Genomic DNA, 12,418 nt, shown 5'->3' with positions numbered 1-12,418 from the left:
GCCACGGTCCCGGATCTGCCGGGTCAGCGACGAATACGACTGCTTGAACCGCATCTCGACGAGTTCGTCGAACAGGGTCTGCGCCCACAGATGCGGGTCCTCGAGCAAGCGGCTGGTGACGTACTCGGCGAACGGCTCGAACGGGTCCTCGTCCCGGTGGCGGACACCCGGCTCGGTGACCCCGTTGAGATAGTTGCGGACGGTCTTACGGTCCCGTCCCAGATGACGGGCGATCGCTGAGATCGTCCACCCCTGCTTGCGCAGAGCATGTGCTTCCACGGTCTCTCCTTGTGTGAGCATGAACGAGCGGGGCCTCCCTCGAAGGGCTGGTGCGTGGTCAGAGACCACCAGCATCACGGGGAGGCCCCGCCCATTACTTGGCGGGTGCACACAAGTGGGGAGATTCAGTTAGCAGAACTGGGGAGAATCAACGAGCGCAGTCAACGTGCCGTTGCCGGTCTGAGTTATCTGGCTGGGGTCGAACTTGGGGACGAGGCCGTACTCGCCCAGTGCCTCGAGCAGCGCAGCGTAGGTCCTTTTCACCTGGCCTTGGGCGGCGGTGATCGTCACCCTGTCGCCCGAGCTTGTGTACAGGTCCCGGACCGCTCGTTCGTAGGCTTCTTGGGCGGGCTTGACCTTTTCGTTGAAGATCTTCAGGCGTGCCGGATCGCCGAGCTCGTTGATGCGGCTCGCAGCGAGGACCTCTTCGTCTACGCCGTTGATCCGATAGTGCTTGGCGAGGCCTTGCTGTCCCATGTTCGTGATGGTGGTTTCTATGACATCGCCGTTGGCGTTTACGCCGGTCGTGCGGTAGACGTTGCCGTTCTCGCCCGTGGTGATCGTCTCGGTGTACCCGCCGCCATACTGGTCCGCAACATCGACATGAGTGCGCTGTTCGGGGCTGGTGTTGTCGACGGTTCCTCGATTGCCAGGTGTGTCGGTCCAGCTCGAGGTGACCGGATTGCCGTTCGAGTCAACCTGGGTGTGGCCGTCGATGCGTGATCCATCGAAGGTCTGGGTCACTGTGTCGACGTTTCCTGCGCCGTCCCGAGTGGATTGCGAACGGCTGGCATTGCCATCGTCGCTGACCACGGTGGTATCTACCTGACCGGACGGATCACCTACCGAGACGGAACTCAGACCGTTGTCCTGCGGCGTTCCCGGCGCCGGGGTCTTCACTTGCGTCGGCACAGTACCTTGGACCGCCTGCACCAGGGGATTCTGCGCGACCTGCGGGGACACCTCCACCGACACCGCAGGGCTCCCGGGATCCGGAGCCTGCGGCACCACTCCCGAAATCGCCGGCAGCATCGATCCCGCCGTCTGAGCTGCCTGCTGCTCCGTCGGAGGTGCATTCCCAACAGAACCAACCTGTGCACCGGCACCGGCACCTGCCGCAGCACCGTCACCGGGAGGGTCAGCCAGGATGGGGTTGTTGTTGCCTTCCGGGCGGTTGATGGTTTGGATGAGGTCGTCGCCGCTGCGGGTGTAGCTGGTGGGGATCTTCTCCCCTGTCTTGGTGTCGTAGGCCCAGGGGGTGAACCGGTCAACTTCATTGCCGTCACGGTCGTAGGTGGAGAGGGTGCCGTCGTCGTTGACGTCGACGCTGCCGCCGTCGGGGCGGTCCACTTCGTTGATGTTGAACCGGTACTGCGACGGGGCATCCGCGTTCTCGGACAGGATGAACGTCCGCTTCCCGTCGGGGGTGGTCCACTCCTTGTAGTTCTCGCCGTCGACCTGATCGTTCGGGATCATGTCGTTGGTCGGAGCAGAGCCGTCCGGATTGAGCGGGCCAGCCTTCCGTCCGCGGCGCCCCGTCATCAACGCCGACACTTCGCCGACGAGGTACGCCCACGACGGTGCGCCGTCCTTGTTCTCGCCGTCGCCACCGTTGTCGGGGCCGGTTCCGCCGCCGTTGTTACTCGCGTCGCCGCCACCGGGGCCGCCGGTGGCGCCCGCGCCGTTGGCGGCGCCGGGGACCGCGCACTGCGACTCCGTTTTGGTCACCGTCACCGTGGGGCTGCTCGGCTGCCCCGACGGGGACTGCTCGGGCTGCTGGCCGTCGCTCTGGCGGGGTCCGCCGGGTGCGGTGGTCTGCACCGTCGGGTTCTGGTTCTGCTGTCCCTGTCCGTTCCCCTGCGGCTGTTGGCCGCTGCCTTGGCCGGGTTGTTCGTTGCCGGGGATGTTCGGGGCCTGCTGGCCGGGAGTGCCGAACTGGGGGGTTTGGGCTTGGATGCCGGGACCGTTGTCACCGCCGCTCCCCGCGGGGGAGGTGGCGATCCCGTTGTTGTCCTGCCCGCCCTGCTGGCCGCCCTGTTGTCCGCCGGGTGCGCCGGTCTGAGCCGGAAGCGGAGTGAACGTCAGCTCGGGTCCGGTCGGCCCACACGTGGCGGGGCCGCCGCCGGGGCACGGCGCCGCCGCAGCGACACCACTGCCGGCGCTGGTCGCGGCGAAGCCCATCATCCCGACCGCGACCATGATCCCGGCGACCGCAGCGGCGGCGCGCACTTGCTGCGGCGCCGGTGCACCGACCCCGGCATCGCGGAGCTTGCCCAGGCCGGCGAAGAGAATCTTGCCGACGATCACCATGACGAGCCAGAAGGTCAGGAACACCACTGGCACCGGAGTGAACCTCGGTGCTTCGATGGAGAACAGGACACCGCCGAACAGTCCGGCGAGACCGATGATGGTGAGGAACGCGCCCTGTAGACGCTGCTGCAGGAGGGGGTTGCGTTCCTGTGGTTGCGGGTTCTGCTGGCTGTCACGGGCGTGCCGCCTCGACGGGGATGCCCTCGCCCGGTCGCACCCATTCGCGTACGTCGAGGACCATGCCGGGGCGGTAGAGCTCGGCCAGGTCGATGTCACTGATGGTGCGCGCCTGCTTCCCCTCGATGAGGCTGCCGCTGTGCAGCGGCGCGTCCACGTGCGTTCCGCAGTGGGTGTTCATCTCGGTCATCCAGTCCTCGCCCCAGCCCTCGCCGTTGGGGAGTTCATGGCCCGCACAGCCGAAGATGTCCACCATGCGGTCGCGGCCCTCGCCGCTCGGGTGCAGGTAGTGGATCCTCGGGGCGAGAACGGATTCCAGGGCCTTGTAGGCCTCGGGCACGAGGTCGCGGTTGGCGGGGTCCAGCGTGCGGGAGAGGTCGATCAGTGTGGTCATCGTCGGATGCCTTTTTCGAATGTCGGAGGGTCAGAGCTTGACCCGCGCCGCGGACGCGTGATGCGTGGGCGAGGGATACACGGTCTGCAGGTCCAGCGGCTGCGGGAGCGCGCCGAGTTCCTCGATGACGCCGGGGCGGTGCGGGTTCCAGCCGAGCGCGGTCATCGCGTGCGCGCTGGAGGCGCGGGCGTTGACGAAGAAGTCGAACTCGTTCGCCCGGCCGTTGAGTTCGCGCATCTCCCCGTGGTTCACCAGCACCACCTCGCCACCGAGACCCGACGCGCGGCTGACCGCGTGCGCGATGTCCATCGCCGTCACCGTGTCGACGGCGCCGAAGTACAGCCCACGGGCCTCGGGATCACCGACCGCGAGGGCGTACAGATCGGCGAGGTCGTCGACGTGGACGAAGGTGCAGGCGTTGTCGCCCGGAGCGACCGCGTACGCCACCCCGTGTGCGCGAACGCCGTTGAACTGCCGGGCGATCGGCCCGATGTACCCGCCGTCGCGGCCGTACACCTGACCCGGTGCGATGACGACACCGCGCAGCCGGCTCTCGCCGAGGACGCTCAGTTGGACGTCCCGCAGGTGCGCGTAGTAGTACGCCGGTGTCATCGGGTCCGCTTCGGTGACGACGCGATCGGGCTGGAGCGAGCCCGTGTCCATCCAGGCGCCGACGCCGGAGGTCCACAGGTAGAGCTTCCCGTCGTCCAGAGCGTCGATGAGCGTGCGGGTGGCGTTGATCGACTGGTCGACGGTCTCCAGGGCCTGCGTGAGGAATCCGCCGGTCGAGATCTGGATCACCCCGTCCGTGGCCGCGGCCTGTTCGGCGAGGAGGCCGGTGTCCGCCAGTGAGCCGCGGACGGGCCGGACTCCCGCCTCCGCGAGCCGGGCGGCGCTGGTCTCACTGCGGGCGAGCCCGACGAGCTCGTGACCGTCGGCCATCAGCCGTGCGCAGACGGCGCTGCCGATGTATCCGCTTCCTCCGATGACGAAGTACTGCACTGGGGGCTCCTTGTCCGTGCGGTCGCTCGACGTCCGGGAGACGCCGCCGACCGCTAACGCACATCTCTTTGATTTCGAGATGTGACCCTACTCACGGCGATCCTTAAATGCAATGGGCTTTGCGATTAACGATGCGAGCCCGATACGATGACGTCGTGAACGAGGTGGTGAGACGGCCCGGAGGGCGAAGCGCGCGCGTCCGGCGGCAGGTCCTCGACGCGACTCGCGAGCTCCTGATCGAGTGCGATCTGGAATCGGTGACGATTCCCGAGGTGGCCGCCCGCGCGGGCGTCCACTACAGCTCCATCTACCGCAACTGGACCGACCGCGGTGTTCTGCTGCGCGATGCGCTGCTCGACCTCGTCGCAGGCGTCGCGCCGGTGCCGGACACGGGCGACCTCGAGGCGGACCTTCTCGAGCTGACCGACGGTGTACTGGACCTCTATCAGACACCGGTGGGGCGGATCCTGCTGTCGACCACGCGGTCGGCGGAGGAAGCGCTGGTGGACTTCCGCAGCGCCTACTGGGATCTGCGCCTGGAGGCGCTGTCGGCGATCATCGACCGCGCGGTGGATCGCGGTGAGGTGCCGCCGACCAGCGACCGCAGGCTGATCTTCGAGATGATCCTCGGGCCGATCCTCAGCCGGCAGCTGCTCCTCGGCAGCGAGCTCACCGACCTCTCGAGCCGCACCATCGTCGACCTGGTCCTCCCGGGGCTCCGGGGGCAGGAACACGACGCCGGCGCGAGCGGTGCGCGCACGGATCGTCGCGCGCGGTGACGACGGTGCGCGACCGCTGACGGATGCGAACCCGTCAGTGCCGGTTCCAGAACTGGTGGACCACACCGTTCGGCGTGGCCATCGACTCGATGTCGAACCGGTCGTGCACGCCGGACAGACCCTCCCACAACGACACCCCACGGCCCAGGACGATCGGCTGGATCGCGAGGTGCACGAAATCGACGAGGTCCTCCCGGAGGTAGTCGCGCACCGTCGACGGGCCTCCGCCGATGCGGACGTCCCCGCCCCTGGCGAGTTCCTTCGCCTCGGCGAGGGCGTCGGCGGGGGAGGCGTCGCGGAAGTGGAAGACGGTCCCGTTCGCGAACTCGATCGGCGGGTGCGGGTGATGGCTGAGCACGATCACCGGGGTCCGGAACGGGGGGTCCTCGCCCCACCAGCCGCGCCAGCCGTCATCGCCCCACGGACCCCGCTGCGGACCGAACTTGCCGCGCCCCATGATCTCCGCGCCGACTCCCTGGCCCCAGACGCTGGTGAACAGGCGGTCGGAGGTGATCGGAGCATCGGCCCGGTCGACACCGGCGATAACTCGTCCGTCGAAGCGGGCGAACAACTCGCCCGCGCCACCGATCGGCTCGTCGACTGTGATCGTCCCGCCGGCGGCGTAACCGTCGATCGACACGTTCATCAGGTCGACCCGTACTCGTACTTCTCGTGTCATGGCGATCTCCGTCGTCTCGTGCCGCGCCGCCGTCGGGCCCGGTCCACTCCTTCGTCGAACGGGGCGACGCGGATTCGACATGCGGGTTCGGAATTCCCGCCGATGAACGAAGTGAGAGTATCGAAGCATGTCTGAGCAGCGTCCTGCGGAAACACCGTCGAATCCGGCACTGGCCGCGGAGGCGCGGATCGCGCGGACTGCGGTCACCGTCTTCCCGCTCCTCGTGCTGGTGGCGGGCGTGGTCGGCTACCTCGCGCCCGGGACGTTCAAGCCGCTCGCGCCGTCGGTGCCGTACCTGCTGGGCGTGATCATGTTCTGCATGGGCCTCACGCTGACCCCGCCGGACCTGGCGTCGGTGGCGAAGCGCCCGTGGGCGGTGGTGCTCGGCATCGTCGCGCACTACGTGATCATGCCCGGCGCGGGGTGGGTGATCGCGCACGCGCTGGGGCTCGAACCCGAGCTGGCGGTGGGCGTGATCCTGGTGGGGTGCGCCCCGTCGGGGACGGCGTCGAACGTGATGGCGTTCCTGGCCAAGGGCGATGTGGCGCTGTCGGTCGCCGTCGCGAGTGTCTCCACCCTCATCGCCCCGATCGTGACGCCCCTGCTGGTGCTCTTCCTCGCCGGTTCGTACCTCCCGATCGATGCCGGCGGGATGGTGCTCGACATCGTCAAAACCGTTCTGCTGCCCGTGATCCTCGGCGTCATGGCGCGGAAGTTCGCGAAGAGTCTTGTCGCGAAGGCGCTTCCGGTCCTCCCGTGGGCGTCCGCGATCGTCATCGCGCTGATCGTCGCGATCGTGGTGGCGGGCAGCGCGAGCAAGCTCGCCGCCGCGGGCGGCATCGTCTTCCTCGCCGTGGTGTTGCACAACGGCTTCGGGCTCGCGCTCGGCTACCTCGCCGGCAAGGTGGGGCGGCTCGACGACCGGGCGCGCCGGGCCCTCGCGTTCGAGGTCGGTATGCAGAACTCCGGGCTCGCCGCGACCCTGGCCACTGCGCACTTCTCGCCGCTGGCTGCGCTGCCGTCGGCGGTCTTCTCGCTGTGGCACAACGTGTCCGGAGCGATCGTCGCTGCGTGGCTCGCACGCAGGCCGATTCGCGACTGATCGCGCCGCGATGGGCGCTGCGCCGCGCGCCGCGCCGTCAGGACGCCATCACGCCGTGCATGACCACGTTCGCCGCGACCTCGCCGATGTCGACGGTGTCGTCGGGCGTGCCGCCGATCAGCGTGGTCGAGAACGTGACCAGGTGCTCGTCGTCCTGCGAATAGATCTCGTTGCGGATCGTGACCATGTCGAACCCGCCCACCTGGCGGTACTTGTCCACGTGGACGTGGACGGTGAGCTCGTGGCCCGCGACGACGGGCTGGTGGTAGGTCATCGACTCGTCGGCCTGGATCAGCTGGCTCGCGCCGTAGCCGACCACGCCGTCGTCGAACAGGTGGCGGTTCGCCACCACGCCGGCGACGCTGACCAGCATGGGCGGCGCCACCAGGTCGGCGTAGCCGGCGGCGCGCGCGGCCTCGAGGTCGAAGAAGCGCGGGTCCGTGAACTGGGAGGCGATGGCGTACTCGCGCACCTTCTCGCGCCCCACCAGGTAGGTATCGGGGTGCACCCGGTGGTATCCGACGGCGTCGGCGGCCCGCCGGCTCTTCTCGTCGGCGGTCAGGTCCGTCACGCTCGCATCGATAGGCACGGGATTCCAATCTACGGGGTCGACGGTCCGCCCGGGGCTGTCCAGGTGTCCAACGCTCGGGCCGTCGTGTTGTGGGGTGCTCACCCCGCGCGATGGCGCCGGACCGCCTCGCGGCTTCCGCACCGCGGCGAGCAGTACCGCTGTCGGCCGTTGCGGGAGACGTCCGCGAACACACGATCGCAGTCCGACGAGGCGCAGCGACCCAGCCGGTTCATGCCCCGCGTGGTCAGGTGCAGGGCCGTCCCGGTGAGGATCAGCACGGCGAGCTGCCCGGTCAGCGTCGCCCCCGACTCGCGGTAGTGCAGGTGCCAGCCGGTCCCGGCGTGGTCGGTGACCCGCGGATGCGAGGCGTGGGCCGCGAGCAGCGCGTTGAGTCGCTGCACCCGGTCCGCGACCTCCTCCGCGTCGACGACGGTGAGCCACGCCGCGATCAGTTCCCGGCACCCCGCGTAGTCCTCCGGGCCGACGGATTCGACGAGGACGTCGTGGGCGGCGCACCGTCGGACCAGGTCGCGGAGGTCGACGGGCGGATCGTTCGCCAGATCCTCGGCCAGCAGGACCGGACCCTCGCCGTAAGGGTTGATATGCACAAGGCCATTACAGCACGATCGAGCGGTGCCCGATATCACCACGACGACGCTGCTCCTCCTGCTGATCGCCGCGCTCGCCGCGGGCTGGGTGGACTCCGTGGTGGGCGGCGGTGGGCTCATCCAGCTCCCCGCACTGCTCATCGCCTTCCCGGCGGCCGCGCCCATCCACCTGCTCGCGACCAACAAGATGGCCTCGATCGCGGGGACGACCACCAGCAGCATCACCTACTGGCGGCGCGTGCGCCCGGACCCGCGGACCGCCGTGGCTCTGGCCGTCCCGGCGTTCGCGGGCGCGATCGGCGGCTCGATCATCGCCTCGCACATCCCGCGCTCCGCGTTCAACCCGATCATCCTGGCCGCGCTGATCGCCGTCTTCGCCTACACGCTGCGCCAGCCGGACCTCGGCGACGAGACGAACCTGCGGTACCGCGGGCACCGTCATCTCCTGACGGCCGGGCTCGCCGGGTTCGCGATCGGCGTGTACGACGGTGCGCTGGGCCCCGGCACCGGCTCCTTCCTCGTGTTCGCGATGGTCGGGCTCATGGGCTACTCCTTCCTCGAGGCCTCGGCGAAGGCCAAGGTCGCGAACTTCGCGACGAACCTCGCCTCGCTCGTGGTGTTCCTGCCGCAGGGCGCGGGCTACTGGAAACTCGGCGTCGCGATGGCCTGCGCCAACGTCGCGGGCGGCTACCTCGGGGCGCGGACCGCAGTGGCCAAGGGGAGCGACTTCGTCAAGGTCGTCTTCCTGGTCGTGGTCTCCGCGTTCATCTGCAAGATCGGGTACGACGTCGTGACCCAGTTCACGCGCGGCTGAACGGTTTGCGTTGTACCCCATGGCTCGCCGTAAAATGGTCGGGTGAGTGAAGCCGCCGTGGCCCCCGAAGACCCGATCGACCTCGAAGCCTGGCGCAGCGCCAACGAACTGTCCGTGCCCTTCTCCGAGGCGCTCGACCAGTGGGCCGATGCCGCCCACGCAGCCCTCGTCGAACTCGCCGGGCGGTACGGCTCGTACATCAGCTACGCGGAACTCGCGGCGCGGGCGCAGGCCGATGTCGGCATCGCCACTCGCGCGCCCGTCCGGCTCTGGATCGCCGCGCTGCAGCGCCGCGTCACCGACCGCTGCCAGGCCGCCGGCGAGCCGCCGCTCGTGGCGCTGATGGTGGCCCACGACCAGACCGTCGGCGAGGGCTACGCCTACGCGGTCGCCGTCGCGGACCTCCCGGTCCCGGAGAACCTGGACCAGCACGCCGCCGCGGCCCGGTTCGCCTGCTACCTCCACTTCGGGGCGACGGTGCCCGCCGGCGCCGGCCCGCAGCTGACTCCCAAGCTCGAGGAGGCCCGCCGCGCCGCCGCGGCGAAGGCCGCCCGCGTGCGCCCCACCAAGGCCGTCTCGAAGGGCCGCGTGGTCAAGGCCCGCACAGCCGAGGCACCCCGCGCGACGCGGGCACCGTCGGCCCGCCCCACCAAGGCGGCGGCCAAGCCCGAGCCCCGTCCGGCCAAGTTGTGCCCCAACTGTTTCACCCAGCTCGCCGCAAACGGCGAGTGCGGCTTCTGCTGAATCTCGCGTGGGGTCTTCGGTAGGCTGAAGGCAGGTACACCGGGCTCCGGGGTCTTCGCGCCGCGGTTCGCCTAACGTCCGGTGAAAGCTGTGAACACTCCGTCGCCGTCGGGCGATTCCCTCCTGTACGTCCACATCGACAACTGGGAGTACCAGTGCTGCGGCACGGTTCCCCGCGTCGGGGCCGAGCTCAGCGGCACCCTCACCGTCTACGAGAGCGAGAGCCCCGGGTATCGCGCGCCCGCGGTCACCGGCTTCGACCCGCGGACCGGGCTGGTGCGGTTCGGGTCGATCGTCGCGCAGCTCGGGTCCGGGCTGTCCGAGCCGGCCGGTGACACGGCTCTGGTGCTCAGTTGGCACGACCACACCGCGAAACCACGATTGACGGGTGTCGTTGAGCAGGTCATCGAGGAGACGGGGCGCTTCCTGCCGATCGGTGCGGACCGGACCCTGCGCGTAGACCCCGAGTCTCGGGAGTTCCATGAGGTCGCCGAGGCGACGCGCTGGCCGGAGGAGCAGTTGGAGAGCGGTGGTGCGGCGACGATCGGCGTCGTCGTCGGGCTGCGGGTCATCGATCTGCGGGTCCCCACCGACGCGGAGATCGAGGACCGACTCGCGAGCGAGGATCGTGCGCGCCGCACGGTGCGCTTCATCGCTCCCGCCTCGATGTTCCCGGCGGATCCGCCGGCGACGGGCGATCGGCTCGAGATCGACCTCTCGGACGAGAGGATCAGGCCGCCGGGGCAGAGGTCGGAGGCGCCGCTCGTGTGCGGAGAGATCACGTCGGTCCATCCGCTGCCGGCGATCCCGGAGAGCGCGGGCTGGGTCACGGTCACGCCGATCATCATCGACGAGATCGCGAACTACTCGATCGATCTCATCACGGATCCGACCGAGTAGTTGCTCCTCGGCACCAGGCCCGGCGGGCGCCGTGCGCACCAGGAAGCGGTGTGTCCGCGGATGCAGTCGCAACAACTGCCCGGAGGCCTGGCTACGATAGCCGCGGAGGTACGCCGGGGCCCCGCGGAACCACTCCTCGAGGTTGTCGAAAGCCTGGTGCAGAATCGTGAATTCTCCGTTGTCGCTGGATGTCTCGCTGTTGTACGTGCACATCTCCAACTGGGAGTACCAGTGCTGCGGGCCGGTGCCACGGGTCGGTTCGACGGTGCGCGGCTCGCTCACGCTGCATCCCAGCCGGCGGCCGGGCTACCCGGCGCCCGAGGTGCTGGACTGGGAGCCCGATTCGGGGCTGGTCCTCGTGGGTGACATGTACGCGCAGCTGGGTTTCTCCGTGACGGACCCGTACCGCACGGATCTCATCGTGAGCCTGGGCTGGCACGACGCCGGGCCCGCGCCCACGGTGACCGGCACCGTCGAGATGCTGCTCGAGGAGACGGGCGTCTACGTCCGCGAGCGCACCGGCGAGCTGGACATCGACCCCGGCACCGTCGAGTACCGGGAGGTGCGCGAGGCCACCGTCTGGCCCGAGGACCGCCCCGAGGCCGGCGGGCCCGCGGCCGCCGGCGTGATCGCCGGGGTGCGGCTCGCCGACGCGAGGGCGGAGGGCCGTCGCCTCTTCGCCGAGGCCGTGGGCCGACCGGTCAGACGGTGACGGGTTCCGGCGTCGCGGCAGCGGCACGCGCCCGCGGGACCGCCCAGCACATCGCAGCGGCTCCGACGCAGAGCGCGCCCGCCACGTAGAACGCGGGGTCGTAGCCGCCGGACGCGTCGCGGATGTAGCCGGCGCCGAAGGCCGCGACCGCGGCGCCCAGCTGGTGCGCGGCGAAGATCCACCCGAACACCACTGGCGTCGACTCGCCGAAGTGCTCGCGGGCGAGCGCCATCGTCGGCGGAACGGTCGCGACCCAGTCGAGGCCGTAGAACAGGATGAACACGAGCAGTCCCGGCGCGACGTGGGGAGACAGTAGCGAGGGCAGCAGCGCCAGCGCGAGCCCGCGGCCGAGGTAGTAGACCACCAGCAGGATCCGCGAGTCGACGCGGTCGGTGAGCCAACCGGACGCGATGGTGCCCACCACATCGAAGACGCCGATGATCGCGAGCAGCGAGGCGGCCGCAGTGGCGGGCATCCCGTGGTCACCGGCGGCGGGGATGAAGTGCGTCTGCAGTAGGCCGTTCGTGGTGGCACCGCAGATCGCGAAACTAGGGCGTGTCTCCCAATCATGGACTGCTGATCGGGGATAATCGTTCCGTGAGTTCATCTCGGTACGAAGCGATTTCGGATGAGCAGTGGGCTCGGATCGAGCCGTTGTTGCCTTCGAGTGTTGGTCGGCCTGGGCGTCGGTTCGAGAACAACCGGCGAGTGGTCGAGGCGATCATCTACCGGTATCGAACCGGGATTCCGTGGCGGGATCTGCCGGTCGAGGCATTCGGTTCGTGGAAGACGGCCTGGAAGCGTCACCGGCGTTACGCCCAGGACGGAACCTGGGACAAGGTTCTGGCTGCGCTCCTCGCCGACGCCGATGCGGCGGGCAAGATCGATTGGACGGCGGTGTCGGTGGACGCCACGATCAACCGTGCGCATCAGCACGCGACGAACACTGTTCGCCCTGATCAGGACACAGGGGGCCCGGTCGAATTACACAAATCCTCCACCCGGGTTCGTCGCGAGTCCGCTCGGCGGTGATCGTGAACCGGCCGGCCACGGGATCGGCCGTTCGCGGGGAGGCCTGACCACCAAGATCCACGCAGCAGTCGACGGTCAGGGGCGTCCGCTCGCGGTGGTCGTCACCGGCGGACAGCGCAACGACGGCGCCATGCTCACCGAGGTCCTCGCCGATATTCGGGTACCGAGATGCGGGGCTGGGCGTCCCCGCACTCGCCCGGACGCGGTCGTCGCCGACCGGGCCTACACCAGTGGCGTGAACCGGCGGATGCTCGCCGGCCGGGGTATCAAGGCAGTCATTCCGCAGAAGGTCACCGAGATCGACGCCCGCCGCCG

General features: G+C 69.2%; 15 protein-coding genes and 1 pseudogene. 8 read left to right on the top strand and 8 right to left on the bottom strand.

The annotated features are described in order from the left end of the window. From AXK61_RS15245 to AXK61_RS15230, 4 genes are all read right to left on the bottom strand, one after another. A partial coding sequence (locus AXK61_RS15245; protein WP_156485688.1) for a helix-turn-helix domain-containing protein occupies positions 1-300 on the bottom strand: 300 nt, incomplete at its 3' end. Between the two features lie 108 nt (positions 301-408). Further along, positions 409-2,622 (bottom strand): hypothetical protein, encoded by a 2,214-nt coding sequence (locus AXK61_RS15240; protein ID WP_156485687.1) that lies wholly within the window; start codon positions 2,620-2,622, stop codon positions 409-411. Positions 2,623-2,761: 139 nt separating this feature from the next. Then, on the bottom strand, positions 2,762-3,160 hold the full coding sequence (locus AXK61_RS15235) for a cyclase family protein (RefSeq protein WP_068571478.1): 399 nt from the start codon (positions 3,158-3,160) through the stop codon (positions 2,762-2,764). A gap of 30 nt (positions 3,161-3,190) precedes the next feature. Next, on the bottom strand, positions 3,191-4,162 hold the full coding sequence (locus AXK61_RS15230; RefSeq protein WP_068571477.1) for an NAD-dependent epimerase/dehydratase family protein: 972 nt from the start codon (positions 4,160-4,162) through the stop codon (positions 3,191-3,193). Between the two features lie 155 nt (positions 4,163-4,317). Between AXK61_RS15230 and AXK61_RS15225 the strand changes: the two genes are divergently transcribed. After that, positions 4,318-4,941 (top strand): TetR/AcrR family transcriptional regulator, encoded by a 624-nt coding sequence (locus tag AXK61_RS15225; protein WP_068571476.1) that lies wholly within the window; start codon positions 4,318-4,320, stop codon positions 4,939-4,941. 34 nt (positions 4,942-4,975) lie between these two features. Here the strand turns inward: AXK61_RS15225 and AXK61_RS15220 are convergent, their stop codons facing one another. Beyond that, complete coding sequence (locus AXK61_RS15220; protein ID WP_068571475.1) at positions 4,976-5,620, bottom strand: dihydrofolate reductase family protein; 645 nt, start codon at positions 5,618-5,620, stop codon at positions 4,976-4,978. Between the two features lie 127 nt (positions 5,621-5,747). Between AXK61_RS15220 and AXK61_RS15215 the strand changes: the two genes are divergently transcribed. Next, positions 5,748-6,722: a bile acid:sodium symporter family protein gene (locus AXK61_RS15215; protein ID WP_068571474.1), complete on the top strand. Its 975-nt coding sequence runs from the start codon at positions 5,748-5,750 to the stop codon at positions 6,720-6,722. Between the two features lie 37 nt (positions 6,723-6,759). On the opposite strand, the gene AXK61_RS25440 is transcribed toward AXK61_RS15215, so the two are convergent. After that, positions 6,760-7,311 (bottom strand): MaoC family dehydratase N-terminal domain-containing protein, encoded by a 552-nt coding sequence (locus AXK61_RS25440; protein WP_175400003.1) that lies wholly within the window; start codon positions 7,309-7,311, stop codon positions 6,760-6,762. Between the two features lie 80 nt (positions 7,312-7,391). After that, positions 7,392-7,901 carry a CGNR zinc finger domain-containing protein gene (locus tag AXK61_RS15205; RefSeq protein WP_068571472.1) on the bottom strand — a complete coding sequence of 170 codons (510 nt, stop codon included), beginning with the start codon at positions 7,899-7,901 and terminating at the stop codon, positions 7,392-7,394. 25 nt (positions 7,902-7,926) lie between these two features. On the opposite strand from AXK61_RS15205, the gene AXK61_RS15200 reads away from it, so the two are divergent. The 4 genes from AXK61_RS15200 (at position 7,927) to AXK61_RS15185 (ending at position 11,071) form a co-directional block, all read left to right on the top strand. Further along, positions 7,927-8,715 (top strand): sulfite exporter TauE/SafE family protein, encoded by a 789-nt coding sequence (locus tag AXK61_RS15200; protein ID WP_068571471.1) that lies wholly within the window; start codon positions 7,927-7,929, stop codon positions 8,713-8,715. Between the two features lie 42 nt (positions 8,716-8,757). Beyond that, positions 8,758-9,459, top strand: coding sequence for a hypothetical protein (locus AXK61_RS15195; RefSeq protein ID WP_231855561.1), 702 nt, complete (start codon positions 8,758-8,760; stop codon positions 9,457-9,459). A gap of 90 nt (positions 9,460-9,549) precedes the next feature. Next, the gene (locus tag AXK61_RS15190) at positions 9,550-10,359 is read left to right on the top strand and encodes a DUF6578 domain-containing protein (protein WP_068746130.1); all 810 of its coding nucleotides are present in this window, start codon (positions 9,550-9,552) and stop codon (positions 10,357-10,359) included. A 166-nt stretch (positions 10,360-10,525) separates the two neighbouring features. Then, positions 10,526-11,071, top strand: coding sequence for a DUF6578 domain-containing protein (locus AXK61_RS15185; RefSeq protein WP_156485686.1), 546 nt, complete (start codon positions 10,526-10,528; stop codon positions 11,069-11,071). Here AXK61_RS15185 and AXK61_RS15180 read toward each other — a convergent pair. Continuing rightward, positions 11,061-11,636: pseudogene (locus AXK61_RS15180) on the bottom strand (MFS transporter); the annotation flags it as partial. The gene AXK61_RS15185 and the pseudogene AXK61_RS15180 sit on opposite strands and share 11 nt — an antisense overlap. Here AXK61_RS15180 and AXK61_RS25435 point away from each other — a divergent pair. Together AXK61_RS25435 and AXK61_RS25035 are read left to right on the top strand one after the other, a co-directional pair. Continuing rightward, complete coding sequence (locus AXK61_RS25435) at positions 11,627-12,103, top strand: IS5 family transposase (protein WP_331710564.1); 477 nt, start codon at positions 11,627-11,629, stop codon at positions 12,101-12,103. The pseudogene AXK61_RS15180 and the gene AXK61_RS25435 overlap by 10 nt on opposite strands. Beyond that, positions 11,994-12,418, top strand: a 425-nt coding sequence (locus tag AXK61_RS25035) for a transposase (protein WP_197466817.1), incomplete at its 3' end; no start/stop codon positions are given. The genes AXK61_RS25435 and AXK61_RS25035, both read left to right, overlap by 110 nt.

The sequence above is a fragment of the Tsukamurella pseudospumae genome (assembly GCF_001575205.1).
GTDB lineage: Bacteria > Actinomycetota > Actinomycetes > Mycobacteriales > Mycobacteriaceae > Tsukamurella > Tsukamurella pseudospumae.
The sequence above is the reverse complement of the archived record's forward strand: the minus strand, read 5'-3'. Positions and strand labels throughout refer to the sequence as shown.